Raw genomic sequence first — 22622 nt, 5'->3', positions numbered from 1 at the left:
CCGCCCCCGGGCGGCCGCCGCCGCGGCCGCCCGGGTCCGTTCCACCAGCACACACCGCACCACCCCCGCCCCGGCGGGCGGCGCACCGACGACCGGGAAGGGCCGACGATGCCTGAGGCGAGCACCCCCACCCCGCAGCACGCGGCCGACGGGACGGCCGGTCTGACGGCCGCCCAGGCCGGAGTGCTCGCCGCCCAGCGGATCGACCCCGACAACCCCGCGTACAACGTCGGCCAGTACGTCGAACTGGACGGCCCGCTCGACACCGCCGCCCTGGAGCAGGCACTGCGCCGCACCCTCGGCGAGGCCGACGGACTGCACATCCGCCTCGCCACGCAGGACGGCCGCACCGTCGCCCGGCCGTCCGGGTTCGACGCCGACACCTGGCACCTGCCGCGGCTCGACACCCGCGGCGCCGCCGACCCGGTCGCCGCCGCCGTCGGCCTGGTGCGCGACCAGCTCGCCCTCCCCACCCCGCTGGAGGGCCCCGGCGCCGGCCCGCTGACCGGATCGCTGCTCGTCCGCACCGGCGAACAGCGGCACCTGTGGTTCCAGTGGTTCCACCACCTGGTGGTCGACGGTTACAGCGTCGCCCTGCTCACCCGCCGGGTCGCCCAGGTGTACACCGCCCTCGTCCGCGACGAGCCCGTGCCCGCGAGTCCCTTCCGCCCCTCCCGGCTGCTCGCCGAGGCCGAGGCCGCCCACCTGGGCTCCGAGCAGGCCGCCGCCGACCGGGCGTACTGGCTCGACCGCCTCGCCGACCGGCCCGCCGCGGCCGGGCTCACCGAGACCACCGCGCAGGCCTCGCCCGCGTCGCTGCGGCACCGGGTGGAGCTCTCCGCCGAGGCGTCCGCCGCGGTGCTCGGCGCCGCCCGCGCCACCCGCACCACCTGGGCGGAGGCCGCCGCCGCCGGCTTCGCCGCGTACCTGCACCGGATGACCGGCACCCCGGACGCGCTGCTCGGCACGCACGTCATGGCGCGCACCGCGCCCGGCACGCTGCGGGTGCCCGGCATGGCCGTCAACATCCTGCCGCTGCGCCTGGCCGTCGGCGGCGCCGACACCTTCACCGGCCTGCTGCGGCGGGCCGCGGCCGCGCTGAAGGAGCTCCGCCGGCACCAGCTGCACCGCGGCGAGGAGCTGCGCCGCGAGCTCGGCCTCGTCGGCACCGACGAGCGGCTGTACGGGCCGCTGCTCAACCTCAAGCCCTTCGGCACCGGCCCGGACTTCGCCGGGGTGCCCGGACGGACCGTCACCCTGGCCTCCGGCCCGGTCGACGACGTCGCGCTCTCCGTCACCAAGGACCCGCAGGACCGCCTGGTGCTGGAGTTCGACGCCAACCCGGCGCTGTACACCGCCGCGGAACTCGCCGGCCACGCCCGCCGCTGCGCCGACCTGCTGACCCGGCTCGCCGGTGCCCCCGACCGCCCGATCGGTGACCTCGCGCTGCCCGCCGACGAGGAACTCGCCGAGCTGCTGCACGGCTGGAACGCCACCGACCGCGAGGTGCGCCCCGGCACCCTCGTCAGCCGGATCGCCGAGCGCACCGCCACCGTGCCGGACGCCGTGGCCGTGGTCTTCGAGGGCACCGAACTGACCTACCGGGCGCTCGCCGAGCGCTCCGACGCGCTCGCCCGCACCCTCGTCGCCGCCGGCGCCGGACCGGACCGCGTGGTCGGCGTCGCCGTGCCGCGCTCCGCCGGGCTGATGGTCGCCCTGCTCGGCGTGCTCAAGTCCGGCGCCGCCTACCTGCCGCTGGACGCCGACTACCCGGCCGAGCGACTCGCGTACATGGTCGAGGACGCCGCCCCCGTCCGGGTGGTCACCGTGCCCGCCCTGGTCGACCGCCTCCCGGCCGGCGCTCCCGTGCTGCTGCTCGACGGGCAGGACGGGCTGCACGGGCAGGACGGGCAGGACGCGCCCGGCACCGCCCTGCCCGCCGTCGCCCCCGACCACGCCGCCTACCTGATCTACACCTCCGGCTCCACCGGCCGCCCCAAGGGCGTCGTCGTCACCCACCGCGCCATCGTCAACCGGCTCGCCTGGATGCAGCACGCCTACCGGCTGCAAGCCGACGACCGGGTGCTGCAGAAGACCCCGGCCAGCTTCGACGTCTCGGTGTGGGAGTTCTTCTGGGCGCTCTGCGAGGGCGCGTCGGTCGTCCTCGCCCGCCCGGAGGGCCACAAGGACCCGGCGTACCTCGCCGCGCTGATCGCCGACCGGCACGTCACCACCCTGCACTTCGTGCCGTCCATGCTGCGGGCGTTCCTGGAGGAGCCGTCCGCGGCCGCCCGCTGCGCCGGGCTGCGCCGCGCGTTCTGCTCCGGCGAGGCCCTGCCGGGCGACGTCGTCGAACGCTGGTACGCGGCCCTGCCCGCCGTGCCGCTGCACAACCTGTACGGGCCGACCGAGGCCGCCGTCGACGTCACCCACCACCGCACCGCGCCCGGCGCCGGGGTCGTGCCGATCGGCCGCCCGGTCTGGAACACCCGGCTGTACGTGCTGGACGCACGGCTGCGCCCGGTGCCGGTCGGCGTGCCCGGCGAGCTGTACCTCGCCGGCGTGCAGCTGGCCCGCGGCTACCTCGGCCGCCCCGGCCTGACCGCCGGCCGCTTCGTCGCCTCGCCGTTCGCCGCGGGCGAGCGCATGTACCGCACCGGAGACCTCGTCCGCCTGGCCCCGGACGGCGAGGTCGAGTACCTCGGCCGCACCGACGACCAGGTCAAGGTGCGCGGCTTCCGCATCGAACTCGGCGAGATCGAGGCCGCTCTGGAGGCCCTTCCCGAGGTCGGGCAGGCCGCCGTGACCGCCCGCGAGCTGACCCCCGGCGGCGCCCGGCAGCTCGTCGGCTACGTCGCGCCCGCCCCCGCCGACCCGGAGGCGCTGCGCACCGCGCTGGCCCGCACCCTGCCCGAGCACATGGTGCCCGCCGTGCTCGTCGGCCTGGACACGCTGCCGCTCAGCCTCAACGGCAAGCTCGACCGCAAGGCCCTGCCCGCCCCGCGGCAGGCCGCCGGCCCCGCCGCCGCCCGCGCGCCGCGCACCGAGGCCGAGCGGGTCCTCACCGACCTCGTCCGCGAGATCCTCGGCCTCGCCGAGGTCGGCGTCGACGACAACTTCTTCTCCCTCGGCGGCGACTCCATCTCCGCCATCCAGCTCGGCAGCCGGGCCCGCCGCGCCGGGTACGGCATCACCCCGCGGGTGGTCTTCGAGCGCCGCACCGTCGCCCGGATCGCCGCCGTCGCGGAGACCCTGCGCGCCGCCGAGGAGACCCGGCCCGCCGCGGACGCCGTCGGCCCGCTGCCGCCCACCGCCGTCAGCGAGTGGCTGCGCGGCCGCGGCGGCCCGGTCGCCAGGTTCGGCCAGACCACCGTGGTCACCGTGCCCGGCGGCCTCGACCGGGCCCGCCTCACCGCCGCCCTGGACGCCCTCACCGACCGGCACGACGCCCTGCGGCTGCGCCTGCACGTCGCCCCCGACGGCACCTGGACGCAGGAGGTCCGCGCGGCGGGCAGCGCCCCCGCCGCGGACCGGCTCCGCCGGATCGCCGTCGCCCCGGACGAGCTCACCACCGCCGCCGCCCTGGAGCGCGAGGCCGCCGCCGACCGGCTCGACCCCGAGCGCGGCAGCGTGCTGCAGGCCGTCCACCTCGACGCCGGCCCCGGCACCCCCGGCCTGCTCGTCCTCGCCGCGCACCACCTCGCCGTCGACGGCGTCTCCTGGCGCGTCCTGCTGCCCGACCTGCGGGCCGCCTACGAGGGCCGCACCCTCGACCCCGTCGTCACACCCCCGCGCCGCTGGGCCCTCGGCCTCGCCGAGGCCGCCACCGGCGACGCCCTGCGCGCCGAACTCCCCCTCTGGCAGGCCGTCCTCGCCGACGGCGCGGGGCCCCTGCTCGGCGACCGGCCGCTCGACCCGGCCCGCGACACCGCCGCCACCGCACAGCGGCTGCGCCTCACCCTGCCCGCCCACCGCACCGCACCGCTGCTCGCCGACGTGCCCGCCACGCACCGGGCCGGCGTCGACCACGTGCTGCTGACCGCCCTCGCCCTCGCCCTGCTCGGCCGCCGCCGCACCGGCACCGACCGCGCCGACCTGCTGCTGCGCCTGGAGGGCCACGGCCGCGAGGACCACCTCGTGCCCGGCGCCGACACCGCGCGCACCGTCGGCTGGCTCACCACCGAGCATCCGGCCCGACTGGACCTCGCCGGCGTCGACCTCGCCGACGCCCGGGCCGGCGGCCCCGCGGCCGGCCGCGCCCTCGCCCTCGTGAAGGAGCAGCTGCGCGCCCTGCCGAACGCCGGTGCCGGCTACGGCCTGCTGCGCCACCTCGACCCGGTCGCCGGCCCCGCCCTGGCCGACGCCGAGCAGCCGCAGCTGCTCTTCAACTACCTCGGCCGGTTCACCGCGACCGGTGCGCCGTGGACGGCCGCCGCCGGCGGCGACGCGATCACCGCGACCGCCGACCCCGGGCTGCCCGCCGCGCACGCGCTGGAGGTCGGCGCGTTCGTCCACGACGGCCCGGACGGCGCCGAGCTGTCCGTCGGCCTCACCTGGCCGCGCGGCGTGCTCACCGAGGACGCCGCCCGCGACATCGCCGACCGCTGGTTCGCCGCGCTCGACGCGCTGGCCGCGTACGCCGCCCGGCCGGACGCGGGCGGGCTCACCCCGTCCGACGTGCCGCTCGCCGACGTCACCCAGCCGGTCCTCGACCGGCTCGCCGCCGCGCACCCCGGCACCGAGGACGTGCTGCCGCTGTCGCCGCTGCAGGAGGGCCTGCTCTTCCACGCCGACCAGCAGCGGGCCGACGGCGCGGACGACCTCTACACCTCGCTCACCTCGCTGGAGCTGCGCGGCCCGCTCGACGCGGACGCGCTCGCCGCGGCCGTCGACGCGGTCGTCGGCCGGCACACCGCACTGCGCGCCGGGTTCGCCGGGGACGGCACCGGCCGTCCGCTGCAGCTCGTCGCCGCGGCCGTCCGGGTGCCGTGGACGCACCACGACCTGACCGCGCTCGACGCCGCCGCGCAGCAGGCCGCGCTCGCCCGGATCGAGGACGACGAGGCCTCCCGCCGCTTCGACCCGGCCCGGCCGCCGCTGGTGCGCTGCGCCCTGGTGGAGCTCGGCCCCGGCCACCACCGGCTGGTGCTGACCCGCCACCACATCGTCATGGACGGCTGGTCGACGCCCGTGCTGCTGCGCGAGCTGATCGCCGTGTACGGCGGCGCCGACGCGGCCGCGATGCCCGCGCCCACGCCCTACGCCGACCACCTGGCCTGGCTGGCCGGGCGGGACGCCGCCGCGGACACCGAGGCGTGGCGCGGCGCGCTGGCCGGCCTGGCCGGGCCCACCCTGCTCGCCGACGCGCTGGGCACACCGGCGGACTCCCCCGCCGCAGGCGGGCGCGAGGTCGAACTGCCGATCCCGGCGGAGCTCGCGGCCGCACTGACCGCGACCGCCCGCCGGTACGGGCTGACCCTGAACACCCTGGTGCAGGGCGCGTGGGCGATCCTGCTCGGCCGGCTCACCGGCCGTGCCGACGTGGTGTTCGGCGCGACCGTCTCCGGCCGTCCCGCGGACATCCCGGGTGTGGAGTCGATGGTCGGGCTGTTCAGCAACACCGTGCCGGTGCGCTTCGCCGCGGACGACGACGAGCCGGTCGCCGAGGCGCTGGCCCGGCTGCAGGCGGAGCAGTCCGCGCTGCTCGACCACCAGTACCTGGGGCTGGCCGACATCCAGGCACGGACCGGCCACGGCACGCTCTTCGACACCCTGCTGGTCTTCGAGAACTACCCCGTCGACCCGGAGCAGCTGACCGCCCGCGGCGTGCGGGTCGCCGGCATCGGCAACCGGGGGGCGACGCACTACCCGCTGACCGTCCTCACCCTGCCCGGCGAGGCGCCGCAGCTGACCGTCGAGTACCGGCCGGACGTCTTCACCGCCGAACAGGCCGGCACCGTCGGCGCCCGCCTGATGCGGCTGCTCGGCGCGATCGCCGACGACCCGCAGGCCCGCGTCGGCACCCTGGAGGTGCTCGACGCCGCCGAGCGCACCGCCCTGCTCGGGACGTGGAACGCCACCGGCCGCGAGGTGCCCGCCGGCACCGTCGTGGACGCCCTCGAACGGCAGGCCGCCGCCACCCCGGACGCCGTCGCCGTCGTCTGCGGCGGACAGCGGACGACCTTCGCCGAGCTCGCCGCCCGGATCGACCTGACGGCCCGCCACCTGGCGGCGCTCGGCGCCCGTCCCGGGCAGGTCGTGGCGCTGGCCCTGCCGCGCTCGGCCGAGCTGGTCGCGGCGGTGTTCGGCGTGCTGAAGTCCGGCGCCGCCTACCTGCCGGTCGACCTGGACCACCCGTCCGAGCGGGTCGCGCTGATGCTGGACGACGCCGCGCCGCTGCTCACGCTGACCACCGCCGAGGTCGCCGCCCGGCTGCCGGTGCTCGCCGCGCACGGCCTCGGCACCGTCCTCGCCGACGAGCTGGGCGGGCGGGCCGCCGAGCCGGTCGCCCCGCACGCCGACGACCTGGCGTACGTGATCCACACCTCCGGCTCCACCGGCCGTCCCAAGGGCGTGCAGGTGCCGCACCGCGGGCTGGCCAACATGCTGGAGCACCACGGCGGCACGGTGTTCGCCGACGCGGTGGCGGCGGCCGGCGGCCGGCGGCTGCGGGCCGCGCACACCGCGTCGTTCTCCTTCGACTCCTCGTGGGAGCAGCTGCTGTGGCTGGTGCTCGGCCACGAGCTGCACGTGTACGGCGAGGACCTGCGGCGCGACCCGCAGGCGCTGGCCGAGCGGCTGCTCGCCGACCGGATCGACACCCTGGACGTCACGCCGTCGTTCGGCCGGCAGCTCGTCGAGTGGGGCGTGCTGGACTCCGCCGTGCACCGTCCGCTGCTGTTCCTCGTCGGCGGCGAGGCCGTCGACCAGGCCCTGTGGACGCGGCTGCGCGAGGCCGAGGGCGTGATCGGCCACAACTTCTACGGCCCGACCGAGTACACCGTCGACACGCTGGGCGCGGCCTGCGCCGACAGTGCGACGCCGTCCGTCGGCCGCCCGATCGGCAACACCCGGGCGTACGTGCTGGACGCCCGGCTGCGGCCCGTCCCGGTGGGGGTGCCGGGCGAGCTGTACGTCGCGGGGCCCGGCCTGGCGCGGGGCTACGGCAACCGGCCGGCGCTGACCGCTTCGCGGTTCGTCGCCGACCCGTTCGCCGCGGGCGGCCGGATGTACCGCACCGGCGACGTCGTGCGCCGCCGTGCCGACGGCTCGCTCGACTACCTGGGCCGCGACGACGACCAGGTGAAGATCCGCGGCTTCCGGGTGGAGCCCGGCGAGGTCGAGGCGGCGCTCGCCGCCCTGCCGGGCGTGGCGCAGGCCGCCGTGCTGGCCCGCGGCGGGCACGGCGTGAAGCGGCTGGTCGGCTACGTCTCTCCCGCCACGGCGGACCCGGCCGCGCTGCGCGCCGCGCTCGCCGCCGAACTGCCCGAGTACATGGTGCCCGCGGCGATCGTGCCGCTGCCCGCCCTGCCGCTGAACGTCAACGGCAAGCTCGACCGGCAGGCGCTGCCGGAACCGGACGCCGCCGCGTTCGCCGCACCCGCCGGGCGCGCCCCGCGCGACGAGCGGGAGGCCGTGCTGTGCGGCGTCTTCGCGGACGTCCTCGGCCTGCCGCGGGTCGGCGTCGACGACGACTTCTTCGCGCTCGGCGGGCACTCCCTGCTCGCCACCCGGGTGGTCGGGCGGGTGCGAGCCGCACTCGGCGTCTCCACCGCCGTGCGCGACCTCTTCGAGACCCGGACGGCCGCCGCGTTCGCCGCCCGGCTGGCCACCGCCGCCGCGGACCGCCCCGGCCCGGCCGCCCGGCCGCGCCCGGAGCAGGTGCCGCTCTCCCCGGCGCAGGCCCGGCTGTGGTTCCTGCACCGGCTGGACGGCCCGACGACGGCCTACACCATCCCGTGCGCGCTGCGGATCGACGGCCCGCTCGACGCGGCCGCGCTGGAGGCGGCGTTCGGCGACGTGCTGGCCCGCCACGAGGCGCTCCGCACGGTCTTCCCCGACGTCGACGGCCGCCCGTACCAGCGCATCCTGGCGCCCGAGGCCGCCGGGACGCCCTTCGAGGTGCGCGAGGTGGCACCGCGGCAGCTCGACACCGCGGTCGCCGAGGCCGGGGCGTACGCCTTCGACCTGGGGGTGGAGGTGCCCGTCCGGGCGACGCTGCTCACCGCGGGACCGCGGCGGCACGTGCTGAGCGTGGCCCTGCACCACATCGCGGGCGACGAGTGGTCGGAGGGCGTGCTGCTACGCGACCTCGACACCGCCTACGCCGCCCGGACCGCCGGGCGGGCGCCCGCCTTCGCCCCGCTGCCGCTGCAGTTCGCCGACCACGCGCTGTGGCAGGCCGACCTGCTGGCCGGCACGGACGGGCCGGCCGCCGCGCAGACCGCGTACTGGACGGACCGGCTGGCGGGCCTGCCCGCGGAGCTGGCCCTGCCCACCGACCGGCCGCGGCCCGCCGAGGCCACCGGCCGCGGCGGCGCCGTCCGGCTGCGGCTGCCCGACGGGCTGCACACCGCGCTCGGCGCGTACGCCCGGCGCAGCGGCGCCACGCCGTTCATGGTGACGCAGGCCGCCGCCGCCCTGCTGCTCGGCCGGCTCGCCGGCACGGCGGACGTCCCGCTCGGCACGCCCGTCGCCGGGCGGTCCGACGAGGCCGTGGAGTCGGTCGTCGGCTTCTTCGTCAACACCCTGGTGCTGCGGCACGACCTCTCCCCCCGCTCCGCCGGGGGTGCCCCTGCGGGCATGCCGACCTTCGACGAGCTGGTGCGGCGCTCCCGGGAGACCGTGCTCGGCGCGCTGGCCCACCAGGACCTGCCGTTCGACCGGCTGGTGGAGATCGTCAACCCGGAGCGGTCGCTCGGCCGGCACCCGCTCTTCCAGGTGATGGTGCAGCACCGCCGGGAGGCCGGCGGCCTCGACGCCCTGCTGGGGGCGCGTACGGCGCTGCTGCCCGACCCGGTGCACGCGGCCCGCTTCGACCTGGCGTTCACCTTCGTGGAGTCCGCCGACGGAGCCCGCACCGACCTGACGGTCATCCACGCCGAGGACCTGTACGACCGGGCCACGGCCCGGCTGTTCGGCGCCCGGCTGATCCGGGTGCTGGAGCAGGCGCTGGCCGCACCCGACCGGCCCGCGGAGCGGATCGAGCCGACCGCCGCCCAGGAGCGGCGCGGCCTGGCCGGCGAGTGGAACGCCACCGACCGGGAGGTCCGCGACGGCACCCTGGTCGACCGCATCGCCGAACGCACCGCCGCCACCCCCGACGCGGTCGCCGTCGACTTCGAGGGCGAGCAGCTGACGTACCGGCAGCTCGACGAGCGCGCCGGGCGGCTGGCCCGGGTGCTGGCCGCGGCCGGTGCCGGGCCGGACCGGATCGTGGCCGTCGCCGTGCCGCGGTCGGCCGGGCTGATGGTCGCGCTGCTGGGCGTGCTGCGCGCCGGGGCGGCGTACCTGCCGCTCGACACCGAGTACCCGGTGGAGCGGCTCGCCGCGATGGTCGAGGACGCCGCGCCGGTGTGCGTGCTGTCGGTGCCCGGGCTGGACGACCGGCTGCCGCGGGTGCCGGGCGTGCCGGTGCTCGCCGTCGACGCGGACGGCCCGCAGGCAGAACCCGCCGCGGCCGGGCCGGACCACGCCGCGTACGTGATCTTCACCTCGGGCTCCACCGGCCGCCCCAAGGGCGTGCTGGTGACGCACCGGGCGATCGTCAACCGGCTCGACTGGATGCGCGAGGTCTACAGCGTCACGCCCGAGGACCGCGTGCTGCAGAAGACCCCGGCGAGTTTCGACGTGTCGGTGTGGGAGTTCTTCCTGCCGCTGGTGAGCGGCGCCCGCGTCGTCCTGGCCCGGCCCGGCGGCCACCGCGAGCCCGACTACCTGGCCGCGCTCGCCGCCCGCGCCGGGATCACCGCCTGCCACTTCGTGCCGTCGATGCTCACCGCCTTCACCGGCGCGGCCGAGCAGGAGCCGGCCGTGCGGGCCGGCTTCACCGGGGTGCGCCGGGTGTTCTGCTCGGGCGAGGCGCTGCCCGCCGCGGCCGTCGACCGGTTCGCCGCGCTCTGGCCGCAGATCGAGCTGCACAACCTGTACGGGCCGACCGAGGCCGCCGTCGACGTCACCTACCACCGGGCGTGGGCCGGCGCGGGCACCGTGCCGATCGGCCGCCCGGTCTGGAACACCCGGCTCCACGTGCTGGACGCGCGGCTGCGCCCGGTGCCGGTCGGCGTGCCCGGCGAGCTGTACCTCGCCGGCGTGCAGCTGGCCCGCGGCTACCTCGGCCGTCCCGGCCTGACCGCCGGCCGGTTCGTCGCCGACCCGTTCGCCGCCGGCGGGCGCATGTACCGCACCGGCGACCTGGTGCGCCGCCGGGTCGACGGCGAGGTCGAGTACCTCGGCCGCACCGACGACCAGGTCAAGGTGCGCGGCTTCCGCATCGAACTCGGCGAGATCGAGGCCGCCCTGGCCGCGCTGCCCGGTGTGGGGCAGGCCGCCGTGACGGCGCGTCAGCTCGCCGACGGCGGCGCCCGGCAGCTGCTCGGCTACGTGGTGCCGCAGGCCGGCGCCTCGGTCGGCGGCGACGCGGTGCGCGCGGCGGTCTCCGCGGTGCTGCCCGAGCACATGGTGCCCGCCGTGGTCACCGTGCTGGACGCGCTGCCGCTGAGCGTCAACGGCAAGCTCGACCGCAAGGCGCTGCCCGCCCCCGGCCGGGGTGCCGCCGTGGTCCCCGCGGGGCCGGGCCCGGCCCCGGCGATGGCCCGGGTGTTCGCCGAGGTGCTGGGCCTGGCCGAGGTCGGCGAGGACGAGAACTTCTTCGCACTCGGCGGCGACTCCATCGTCTCCATCCAGCTGGTCGGCCGGGCCCGCAGGGCGGGCTTCGCCATCACGGCGAAGGACGTCTTCCAGCACCCGACGCCCGCCGCCCTGGCCGCCGCCGCCAAGGGCCTGCCGACCGCCGCCGCGGCAGGCCCCGCCGCCGCACCGCCCGCCGCCGTCGACGGGCCGCTGCCCGCGCTGCCGGTCGTGCACTGGCTGCGCGAGCGCGGCGGGCCGATCGACCGCTTCAACCAGTCCGTCGTGCTCACCGTGCCCGCGGGCCTCCGGGAGGAACCGCTGCGCCGGGCCCTGGCCGCCCTCGCCGAGGCCCACCCGGCCCTGCGGCTGCGGCTGGCCCGCACCGACGGCATCTGGACGCAGGAGGTGCTGCCCGCCGCACAGGCCCCGGCCGTCACCGACCCGCAGACCCTGCGCCGCGTCGCCCGGGACGGCGCCGACCCCGCCGCCGAGGCCGACGCGGCGGCCGCCGCCCTCAGCCCCGACACGGGCCGGGTGCTGCGCGCCGTCTGGTTCGACGGCGGCCCGGAACGCGAGGGCCGCCTGCTGCTGACCGTGCACCACCTCGCCGTCGACGGCGTCTCCTGGCGCACCCTGCTGCCCGAACTCGCCGCCGCCTACGCCGGCCGCACCCCCGAGCCGGAGACGGACCCGCTGCGCGCCTGGGCCGAGCACCTGCTCGCCCACGCCCACGAACGCCACCGGATCGCCGAACTCCCCCACTGGCGGGCGGTGACGGCCGGACCCGCCGGGCCGCTGGGCGGCCTCGCCGCCGACCCGGCCCGCGACACCGTCGCCACCCTGCGCACCCTGCGCCGCACCCTGCCCGCCGACCGCACCGCGCCGCTGCTCGCCGACGTGCCGCAGGCGTTCGGCGCCGGGGTCGACGACGTGCTGCTGGCCGGCCTCGTGCTCGGCGTGGCGGCCGCCCGTCCCGGCGCCGTCCCCGCCGTCCGCGTCGACCTGGAGGGCCACGGCCGCGGCGGCCACGAAGGCCGCACCCCGGACCTCGCCCGCACCGTCGGCTGGTTCACCACCGTGCACCCCGTGCGGCTCGACCTGGCCGGGCTGGACCCGGCCGCGGCGATGGCCGGCGGCGAGGCCGCCGGCCAGGTGCTCAAGCAGGTCAAGGAGCAGCTGCGGGCCGCCCCCGACAAGGGCCTCGGCTACGGCCTGCTGCGCCACCTCAACGCGCAGACGGCGCCGCTGCTGGCGGCCGCACCGCGCTCCGAGGTGCTGTTCAACTACCGCGGCCGGACCGACGGCCGGGCACCCGACGCGGGCGGCTGGCCGCTCGCCCCGCAGGACGAGCGGGCGGCCGTCGCGGCGGCCGCCGGGCCCGACCCGGCGATGGCGGCCGGATACCCGCTGGAGATCGACGCGGTCGTGCAGGCCGGGCCGGACGGCCGGCCCGAGCTGGCCGTCGAGTGGAGCTGGCCGCAGGCCCTGCTGACCGACACCGAGGCGGCCGCCCTGGCGGACGCCTGGTTCGCCGCGCTCGACGCGATCGCCGCGCACACCCGCACCGGCGGGGGCGGCGGCATCACCCCGTCCGACCTCGACCTCGTCGCGCTGAAGCAGGAGCAGATCGACCGTCTGGAGGCCCGCATGCGCGGCGGCGCCCGGCCCACCCGGCGGCGGCGATGAGCCACCGCGACGAGCCCGCGGCGGCGAACCGCCGCCCCGGGCCGAGCACCCGTCCGAGCACCCGTCCGACCACCCGTCCGACCACACCCGGGACCGAGAACACCGTGACGCACTCCACCGAACCGACCGCCCCGACCGACCGGCCGGGGGCCGACCAGCCGCAGGGCGACCAGCCGCGGGCAGGGGCCCGGCTGGAGGACGTCTACCCGCTGTCCTCGCTGCAGGAGGGCCTGCTCTTCCACGCCCTCTACGACGACGGGGCGCGCGACGTCTACGTCGTACAGTCGCACCTCGACCTGGCGGGCGCCGTCGACACCGCCCGGCTGTCCGCCGCCGTCGACGCGCTGCTGCGGCGGCACGCCAACCTGCGGGCCGGCTTCTGGTACGAGGACCCGGAGGCGATCGTCCAGTTCGTGCAGGGCACGGTGGCGACGCCGCTGCGCGAACTCGACCTGACCGGCACCGCCGCGCCCGAGGACGCCGTCCGCGCGGCGATGGACGAGGACTGGCACCACCGTTTCGACCTCGGCACCCCGCCGCTGCTGCGCCTCACCCTGCTGCGCCTCGCCGCGGACCGCGCCCGGCTCGTCATCACCTGCCACCACCTGCTGCTGGACGGCTGGTCGATGCCGATCGTCGTCCGCGAGCTGCTGGCGCTGTACGGCTCCGCGGGCGACACCTCGGTGCTGCCCGCCGTCCGCCCGTACAAGGACCACCTGGCGCTGCTCGCCACCCGCGACACCGCGGCCGCCGAGGCCGCCTGGCGGACCGAGCTGGCCGGGTTCGCCGAGGCGCACCCGGTGGCGCCCGGCGCGGCGGCCGGCGCCGCGGTCGAGCCCGGCACGGTGGAGGCCACCGCGGGCCCCGAGCTGTCGGCGGCGGTCGCCGCGGCCGCCCGGGGCCGCGGCCTGACCCTGGGCAACGTCGCCCACACCCTGTGGGGCGTGCTCGTCGGCTCGCTGACCGGCACCACCGACGTGGTCAGCGGCACCACCGTCTCCGGCCGACCGGACGACCTGCCGGGCGCCGGGTCGATGGTCGGCCTGTTCATCAACACCGTGCCGGTCCGCGTCCGTCTGCGGCCCGGCACCACCCTGGCGGAGGCGGCCGCGGAGACCCAGCGCCGGCAGGCCGAGCTGCTGGCCCACCAGCACCTGGGCCTGGGCGCCGTACAGCGGGTCTCCGAGGTCGACGGCCCGCTCTTCGACACCCTGCTCGTGGTGGAGAACTACCAGGGCGGCGGCGACGCGCTCGCCGAGACCCTGGGCACCGCCGAGGGCCTGGCCGTCACCGGCCTCGGCGCGCGCGACGCCACCCACTACCCGCTCACCCTGTCGGTGCTGCCCGGCGCCGACCTCCGGCTCGAACTCGGCTACCGCACCGACCTCTTCGACGCCACGGAGGCCGGGCGGATCACCGCCCGCTACCTCGCCCTGCTGGCCGCGTTCGCCGCCGACCCGGACACCCCGCTCGCCCGGCTCGACCTGCTGCCCGCCGACGAGCGCGCCGCCCTCGCCGCGACCGCCTCCGGCGGCACCCACGACGTGCCGGCCGGCACCGCCGCCGACCGCTTCGCCGCGCAGGCCGCCCGCACCCCGCAGGCCCGCGCCCTGGTCGGCCCGGCACTCACCGGCACCGGCACCGAGGAGTTCACCTACGCCGAACTCGACGGGCACGCCGACCGGCTCGCCCGGCTGCTGCTCTGCCGCGGCCTGGGCGCCGACCGGATCGCCGCCCTCGCCCTGCCCCGGTCCGCCGCCACCGTCACCGCCCTGCTCGCCGTGCTCAAGGCCGGCGGCGCCTACCTGCCGCTCGACCTCGACCACCCCGACGAGCGGCTCGCCCTCGTCCTCGACGACGCCCGCCCGGCCGTGGTGCTGACCACCCGCGAGGTCGCCGCCCGCCTGCCCGAGGTGCCCGGCGCGGTCACCCTGCTGCTGGACGACCCGGCCACCGCGGCCGCCCTCGCCGCCCTGCCCGGCGGCCCGCTCACCGACACCGAGCGCGGCGGCCCGGTCGACCCGGCGCAGGCCGCGTACGTCATCCACACCTCCGGCTCCACCGGCCGGCCCAAGGGCGTGGTGATCCCGCACGCGGGCCTCGCCAACCTGGTGCACGACCACCTGGAGACGGTCTTCGCGGACGCGCTGCGCGCCACCGGCCGGGAGCGGCTGCGGGCCCTGCACACCGCCTCGTTCTCGTTCGACTCCTCGTGGGAGCAGCTGATCTGGCTGATCGGCGGGCACGAGCTGCACGTCCTCGGCGAGCAGGACCGCCGCGACGCGGAGGCCGTCGTCGCCCACGTCCGCGCGCACCGCATCGACACCCTCGACGTGACCCCCTCGTACGCGCGGCAGCTCGTCGACTCGGGCCTCCTCGCGGGCCCGCACCGCCCGCCGGTGCTGCTGCTCGGCGGCGAGGCGCTGCCCGCACCGCTCTGGGCGCGGCTGCGCGCCGAACCCGGCGTGACCTGCGTCAACTACTACGGGCCGACCGAGTTCACCGTCGACGCGCTGGTCGCCGACCTCGCCGACAGTGCGGAGCCGAGCGTGGGCCGCCCGCTGCGCGGCACCCGCGCGTACGTGCTGGACGCGCTGCTGCGGCCCGTCCCGGCGGGCTCCCCCGGCGAGCTGTACCTCGCGGGCGCCCAGCTGGCCCGCGGCTACCTCGGGCGTCCCGGCCTGACCGCCGGCCGGTTCGTCGCCGACCCGTTCGCCGCCGGCGGGCGCATGTACCGCACCGGCGACCTGGTGCGCCGCCGCACCGACGGCACGATCGACTTCCTCGGCCGGGTCGACGACCAGGTGAAGATCCGCGGCTACCGCATCGAGCCCGGCGAGATCGAGGCCGTCCTGGCCGCGCTGCCCGGCGTCGCGCAGGCCGCGGTGCTGGTGCGCGGGGGCACGGTCGACCGCCTGGTCGCCTACGCCGTGCCCGCGCCGGGCGCGGAGCTCTCCGCCGACGCGCTCGGCGAGGCCCTCGCCGCCCGCCTGCCGGAGTACATGGTGCCGTCGGCGTTCGGCGTGCTCGACGCGCTGCCGCTGACCGTCAACGGCAAGCTCGACCGGGCCGCCCTGCCCGACGACGCCCTCGGCTTCACCGGCCTCGGCCTCGGCCGCGCCGCCGGCACCGAGACGGAGGAGCTGCTCTGCGAGCTGCTCGCCGAGGTGCTGGGCCTGCCCGGGGTCGGCGCCGAGGACGACTTCTTCCGCCTCGGCGGCGACTCCATCTCGTCCGTCCGCCTGGTCGGCGCCGCCCGCGCCGAGGGCCTGGCGCTCAGCCCCCGCGACGTCTTCGAGCAGCGCACCCCCGCGGCCCTGGCCGCCCTCGCCGACCGGCGCGAGGCCGCCGACCGTTCCCCGGCGCCGCCGGCCCTGCCGGCGCCGTCCGCGGAGCTGCTGGCCGCCGTACGGGCGGCCGTGCCGAAGCTCGACGTCGAGGACGTCTGGCCGGTCTCACCCCTGCAGGAGGGCCTGCTCTTCGAGGCCGGGTACGACGACCGGGCGCTCGACGTCTACACCTCCCGCGACGTCGTCACCCTCACCACCCGGGTGCCCGCCGACGTGCTGCGGGCCGCCGTCTCCGCCGTACTGGACCGCCACCCCAACCTGCGGGTCGGCTTCCTGCAGGACGGCCTGGAGCGGCCGGTGCAGTTCGTGCCGCGCGCCGTGGACGTGCCGCTCACCGAGACCGACCTCACCGCCCTCGACGAGGCGGCGTTCGCCGCCGAGCTGCACCGCATCAAGGAGGCCGAGGCGTTCACCCGCTTCGACCTCACGGCGCCGCCGCTGCTGCGCCTGGTCTCGGTGCTCGCCCCGGACGGCCGCCAGCACGTCCTGATCACCAACCACGCGCTGCTGTGGGACGGCTGGTCGTCCGGCCTGTTCCTGGAGGAGCTGCTGACGCTCTGCCACGACGGCACGATCGACACCCCGACCGGCCTGCCGTACCGCGACTTCCTCGGCTGGCTCGCCGCCCAGGACACCGCGGAGGGCCGCACCGCCTGGCGGCGTTCGCTGGACGGCCTCGACGAGCCGACGCTCGTCGCCCCGCAGGCCCGCGAGCGGGCCGCCGTGCTGCCCGAGGAGGTCGTGCTCGCCGCGCCCGTCGGGCTGTCCGAGCGGATCGCCGGGTACGCCCGTACGCACGCCCTGACCCTCAACACCGTGCTGTCCGGCGCGTGGGCGCTGCTGCTGGCCGGTCTGACGGCCCGGCAGGACGTGGTGTTCGGCGCGACCGTCTCCGGCCGCCCCGCCGAGCTGCCCGGCATCGACCGGACGATCGGCATGTTCCTCAACACCGTGCCCGTCCGGGCCCGGCTCGACCCCGCGGAGAGCGTCACCGCCTTCCTGACCCGGCTCCAGGCCGAGCAGGCCGAGCTGCTGCCGCACCACCAGACGAGCCTGGGCGAGATCCAGCGCGGCACCGGTTTCGGCCGCCTCTTCGACACCCTGCAGGTGCTCCGCAACACGCCGTCCGACGACGAGGTCCGCGACCGGATCCGCACCGGGCTGGGCGTGCAGCAGGTCACCGACGTCGACGCCACGCACTTCCCGCTGATCTTCATCACCAACCCGGGCGCCACCCTGGGCTTCGAGTGGAAGTACCGCCCGGACGTCTTCGACCGCGACACCGTCGAGCAGCACGCCGAGCGGCTGGTCGCCCTGCTGGAGCAGATCACCGCGCAGGACGGCCTGCTGGTCCGCGAGACCGACGTGCTGACGGAGCGGGAGCGGGAGCTGATCCTCGGGAAGTGGGCCGACACCGCCCACGAACTCCCCGACGCCTCCGTCGCCGACCTCCTCGCCGAACGCGCCACCCTCGCACCCCACGACACCGCACTCGTCTTCGGCACCGACACCTGGACCTACGCCAGACTCGACGCCCGCATCAACAAACTCGCCCGCCTCCTCACCACCCACGGCGCCGGCCCCGAAAAAACCGTCGCCCTCGGCCTCCCCCGCTCCCCCGACATGGTCGCCGCCCTCTTCGCCGTCCTACGCGCCGGAGCCGCCTACCTCCCCCTCGAACTCGACTACCCCCGCGACCGCCTCACCTTCATGGTCGAAGACACCGACCCCGTCTGCCTCCTCACCGACTCGACGGCCGCCACCCTCATGCCCGAACACGGCACCACCCTGCTCCTCGACTCCACCGAGACACAGGCCGAACTCGCAGCCCTACCCGACGACCCCTTCACCACCCCCTACATCCCCGACGCCCCCGCATACGTGATCTACACCTCCGGCTCCACCGGCCGCCCCAAGGGCGTCGTCACCCCCTACCACGGCCTGACCAACATGCAACTCAACCACCGCGAAGCCATCTTCAACCCCGTCGTCACCTCCGCCGGCAACCGACGCCTGCGCATCGCCCACACCGTCTCCTTCTCCTTCGACATGTCCTGGGAAGAACTCCTCTGGCTCGTCGAAGGCCACGAGGTCCACGTCCTCGACGAAACCCTCCGCCGCGACGCCCAGGGCCTGGCGGACTACTGCACCGAACACCGGATCGACGTCATCAACGTCACCCCCTCCTACGCACAAGCACTCGTCGAACAAGGCCTCCTCGACCACGACCGCCACCGCCCCGTCCTCGTCCTCCTCGGCGGCGAAGCCGTCGCCGAAACCCTCTGGACCACCCTCCGCGACACCCCCGGCACCACCGGCTACAACCTCTACGGCCCCACCGAATACACCATCAACACCCTCGGCGGCGGCACCCTCGACAGCACCACCGCCACCGTCGGCCGCCCCATCTGGAACACCACCGCCCACGTCCTCGACACACACCTGCGACCCGTCCCCATCGGCGTCCCCGGCGAGCTCTACATCAACGGCACCGGCCTCGCCCGCGGCTACCTCAACCGCCCCGCCCTCACCGCCCAACGCTTCGTCGCCGACCCCCACGGCAACCCCGGCGACCGCATGTACCGCACCGGCGACATCGTCCGACGACGCCCCGACGGCCTCCTCGACTTCCTCGGCCGCGCCGACGACCAGATCAAAATCCGCGGCTACCGCATCGAACCCGGCGAAATCGAAGACACCCTCACCACCCACCCCGACATCACCCACGCCACCGTCCTCGTCCGCGAAGACACCCCCGGCATCAAACGCCTCACCGCCTACCTCGTCCCCACCGACCACCCCGTCGACATCGCCCGCCTACGCAGCGACCTCGCCACCCGCCTGCCCGAATACATGGTCCCGTCCGCATTCGTCGTCCTCGACGCCCTCCCACTGACCGTCAACGGCAAACTCGACCGCAAGGCCCTCCCCGCACCGGAGAGCACCGGCGCGGGCACCGGCCGGGCCCCCCGCGACGCCCGCGAGGAGATCCTCTGCGGACTCTTCGCCGAGGTGCTCGGCCTGTCCGAGGTCGGCCCCGAGCAGCACTTCTTCGACCTCGGCGGCCACTCGCTGCTCGCCACCCGCCTCGTCGGCCGGGTGCGGTCCGCGCTCGGCGTGCAGCTCGCGGTACGCGACCTCTTCGAGGCGCCGACCCCGGCCGGCCTCGCCCACCGGGCCGCGTCCGGCGGCGACCCCCGCCCGGCCCTCACCCGCCGCGAGCGGCCCGCCGAACTGCCCCTGTCGCACGCCCAGCGCCGCATGTGGTTCCTGCAGAACCTCGACGACTCCGGCTCCGCGTACAACGTGCCGCTCGTGGTGCGGGTCTCCGGCCCGCTCGACCTCGACGCGCTGCGCGCCGCCGTCCGCTCCGTCACCGAGCGGCACGAGAGCCTGCGCACGGTCTTCACCGAGCGCGACGGCGGCGTGTTCCAGCAGGTGCTGGAGGCCGACGGCACCGTGCACGTGGTGGCGTCCGGCGAGGAGCGGCTCGCCGACGACGTGCAGGCCGCCGTCCGGTACGGCTTCGACCTCGCCGCGGAGCGCCCGCTGCGGGTCACCGTGCTGGAGGTCGGCCCGGCCGACCACGCCCTCGTCCTGCTCTTCCACCACATCGCCGGCGACGAGTGGTCGATGCTGCCCTTCATCGACGACCTGACCGCCGCCTACACCGCGCACGCCGCCGGACGGGCCCCGCTGTGGGCGCCGCTGCCCGTGCAGTACGCGGACTACACCCTCTGGCAGGAGGAGCTGCTGGGCGGCGGCGACAGCCCCGAGAGCCTGCACGCCCGTCAGGTCGCCCACTGGAAGCAGGCGCTGGCCGGGCTGCCGGAGGAACTGGCCCTGCCCACCGACCACCCGCGCACCGCGACCGCCGGGCACCGCGGCGACACCGTGCACGCCCGGGTGCGGCCGGAGGTGTACCGCGGGCTGCGGAACGCCGCCCGCGCGACCGGCACCACCACCTTCATGGTGCTGCAGGCCGCGGTGGCCACGCTGTTGCACCGGCTCGGCGCCGGTACGGACATCCCGCTCGGCGCGCCGGTCGCGGGCCGCTCGGACACCGCGCTGGACGGGCTCGTCGGCTTCTTCGTCAACACCCTGGTGCTGCGCAACGACCTCGCCGGCGACCCGGCCTTCGCCGAGCTGCTGACCCGCACCCGCGACGCCGACCTGGCCGCCTTCGCCCACCAGGACCTGCCGTTCGACCGGCTCGTCGAGGCGGTCAACCCGCCGCGCGTGCCCGGCCGCCACCCGCTGTTCCAGGTGATGCTCGGCTACCAGCACAACGACGGGGCGGCCGGCCGACTGCTCGGCCTGGAGAGCCGGATCCTGCCGTTCGAGCTGGGCGCGGCCAAGTTCGAGCTGGACTTCAACTTCGAGGAGACGTCCTCCGCGGAGGAGATCGACATCGCCTTCGAGTACGCCGCCGACCTGTACGACCGGTCGACCGCGGAGGCACTCGTCGAGCGGCTGCTCACCGTGCTGGCGCAGGTCGCCGCCGACCCGGCCCGCCGGATCGGCTCCCTGGACGTGCTGACGGAGCGGGAGCGGGAGCTGATCCTCGGGAAGTGGGCCGACACCGCCCACGAACTCCCCGACGCCTCCGTCGCCGACCTCCTCGCCGAACGCGCCACCCTCGCACCCCACGACACCGCACTCGTCTTCGGCACCGACACCTGGACCTACGCCAGACTCGACGCCCGCATCAACAAACTCGCCCGCCTCCTCACCACCCACGGCGCCGGCCCCGAAAAAACCGTCGCCCTCGGCCTCCCCCGCTCCCCCGACATGGTCGCCGCCCTCTTCGCCGTCCTACGCGCCGGAGCCGCCTACCTCCCCCTCGAACTCGACTACCCCCGCGACCGCCTCACCTTCATGGTCGAAGACGCCGACCCCGTCTGCCTCCTCACCGACTCGACGGCCGCCACCCTCATGCCCGAACACGGCACCACCCTGCTCCTCGACTCCACCGAGACACAGGCCGAACTCGCAGCCCTACCCGACGACCCCTTCACCACCCCCTACATCCCCGACGCCCTCGCATACGTGATCTACACCTCCGGCTCCACCGGCCGCCCCAAGGGCGTCGTCACCCCCTACCACGGCCTGACCAACATGCAACTCAACCACCGCGAAGCCATCTTCAACCCCGTCGTCACCTCCGCCGGCAACCGACGCCTGCGCATCGCCCACACCGTCTCCTTCTCCTTCGACATGTCCTGGGAAGAACTCCTCTGGCTCGTCGAAGGCCACGAGGTCCACGTCCTCGACGAAACCCTCCGCCGCGACGCCCAGGGCCTGGCGGACTACTGCACCGAACACCGGATCGACGTCATCAACGTCACCCCCTCCTACGCACAAGCACTCGTCGAACAAGGCCTCCTCGACCACGACCGCCACCGCCCCGTCCTCGTCCTCCTCGGCGGCGAAGCCGTCGCCGAAACCCTCTGGACCACCCTCCGCGACACCCCCGGCACCACCGGCTACAACCTCTACGGCCCCACCGAATACACCATCAACACCCTCGGCGGCGGCACCCTCGACAGCACCACCGCCACCGTCGGCCGCCCCATCTGGAACACCACCGCCCACGTCCTCGACACACACCTGCGACCCGTCCCCATCGGCGTCCCCGGCGAGCTCTACATCAACGGCACCGGCCTCGCCCGCGGCTACCTCAACCGCCCCGCCCTCACCGCCCAACGCTTCGTCGCCGACCCCCACGGCAACCCCGGCGACCGCATGTACCGCACCGGCGACATCGTCCGACGACGCCCCGACGGCCTCCTCGACTTCCTCGGCCGCGCCGACGACCAGATCAAAATCCGCGGCTACCGCATCGAACCCGGCGAAATCGAAGACACCCTCACCACCCACCCCGACATCACCCACGCCACCGTCCTCGTCCGCGAAGACACCCCCGGCATCAAACGCCTCACCGCCTACCTCGTCCCGGCGGAGCAGCGCACCGCCGACATCGCGGAGGTCCGCCGCACCCTGGCGGAGCAGCTGCCGGAGTACATGGTGCCGTCCGCGTTCGTCGTCCTCGACGCCCTCCCACTGACCGTCAACGGCAAACTCGACCGCAAGGCCCTCCCGGCGCCCACCGCGGCCGACTTCACGGCGACGGGGCCGCGGCGCAAGCCGCGGTTCGCGACCGAGCGGGTCGTGCACGCCGCCTTCGCGGACGTGCTCGGCCTGCCCGAGGTCGGGATCGACGAGAACTTCTTCGACCTCGGCGGGCACTCGCTGCTCGCGATGGCGCTGCTCCAGCGGCTCCGCACCGAGTTCGACGGCGAGCTGTGCCTCGCCGACCTCCTGGCCAGGCCCACCGTCGCGGCGCTGACCGCGTTCCTCGTGGACCGGCTCGTGGACGGCGCTCTCGGCCGTCCCGGCGGCGGCCCGGCTCCGAGCTGCTCCGGCTGACCCGCACCCGTACTTCCGAACACCTCACCGACCCACCACCGAAAAGGACGACACCATGAGCACCACCAACCCCTTCGAGGACGACGACGCCCGCTACTTCGTGCTGGTCAACGCGGAGAACCAGCACTCGCTGTGGCCCGCCTTCGCCGAGGTGCCGGCCGGCTGGACCGTCGTGCACGGCGAGGACACCCGCCAGGCCTGCTCCGACTACGTGGACGCGCACTGGACGGACATGCGCCCCGCCTCCCTGATCGCGCGCTCCGAGGCCGCGACCGCCTGACGGACCCGTCGGGGGCGGTGCCGCGG

General features: G+C 76.3%; 3 protein-coding genes. All 3 read left to right on the top strand.

Translation table 11 applies throughout. The features are described from left to right. Positions 1 to 108: 108 nt before the first annotated feature. Positions 109 to 12537, top strand: coding sequence for an amino acid adenylation domain-containing protein (locus OG335_RS20865; protein WP_405012640.1), 12429 nt, complete (start codon positions 109 to 111; stop codon positions 12535 to 12537). Between the two features lie 104 nt (positions 12538 to 12641). Beyond that, a complete protein-coding gene (locus tag OG335_RS20860; RefSeq protein WP_405012639.1) occupies positions 12642 to 22316 on the top strand; it encodes an amino acid adenylation domain-containing protein in 9675 nt (3224 codons plus the stop codon). 55 nt (positions 22317 to 22371) lie between these two features. Continuing rightward, positions 22372 to 22596 carry an MbtH family protein gene (locus OG335_RS20855; protein WP_405012638.1) on the top strand — a complete coding sequence of 75 codons (225 nt, stop codon included), beginning with the start codon at positions 22372 to 22374 and terminating at the stop codon, positions 22594 to 22596. The last annotated feature ends 26 nt before the right edge of the window (positions 22597 to 22622 follow it).

Origin of the sequence: Kitasatospora sp. NBC_01539 (assembly GCF_045040525.1) — a bacterium.
Classification (GTDB): Bacteria; Actinomycetota; Actinomycetes; order Streptomycetales; family Streptomycetaceae; genus Kitasatospora.
This window is presented reverse-complemented; position numbering and strand designations above follow the sequence as displayed.

What these genes read in the sequence shown, in the direction of transcription:
- OG335_RS20855 (WP_405012638.1), top strand. Translation starts at nt 22,372, where the DNA reads ATGAGCACCACCAACCCCTTCGAGGACGACGACGCCCGCTACTTCGTG.
- OG335_RS20865 (WP_405012640.1), top strand. Translation starts at nt 109, where the DNA reads ATGCCTGAGGCGAGCACCCCCACCCCGCAGCACGCGGCCGACGGGACG.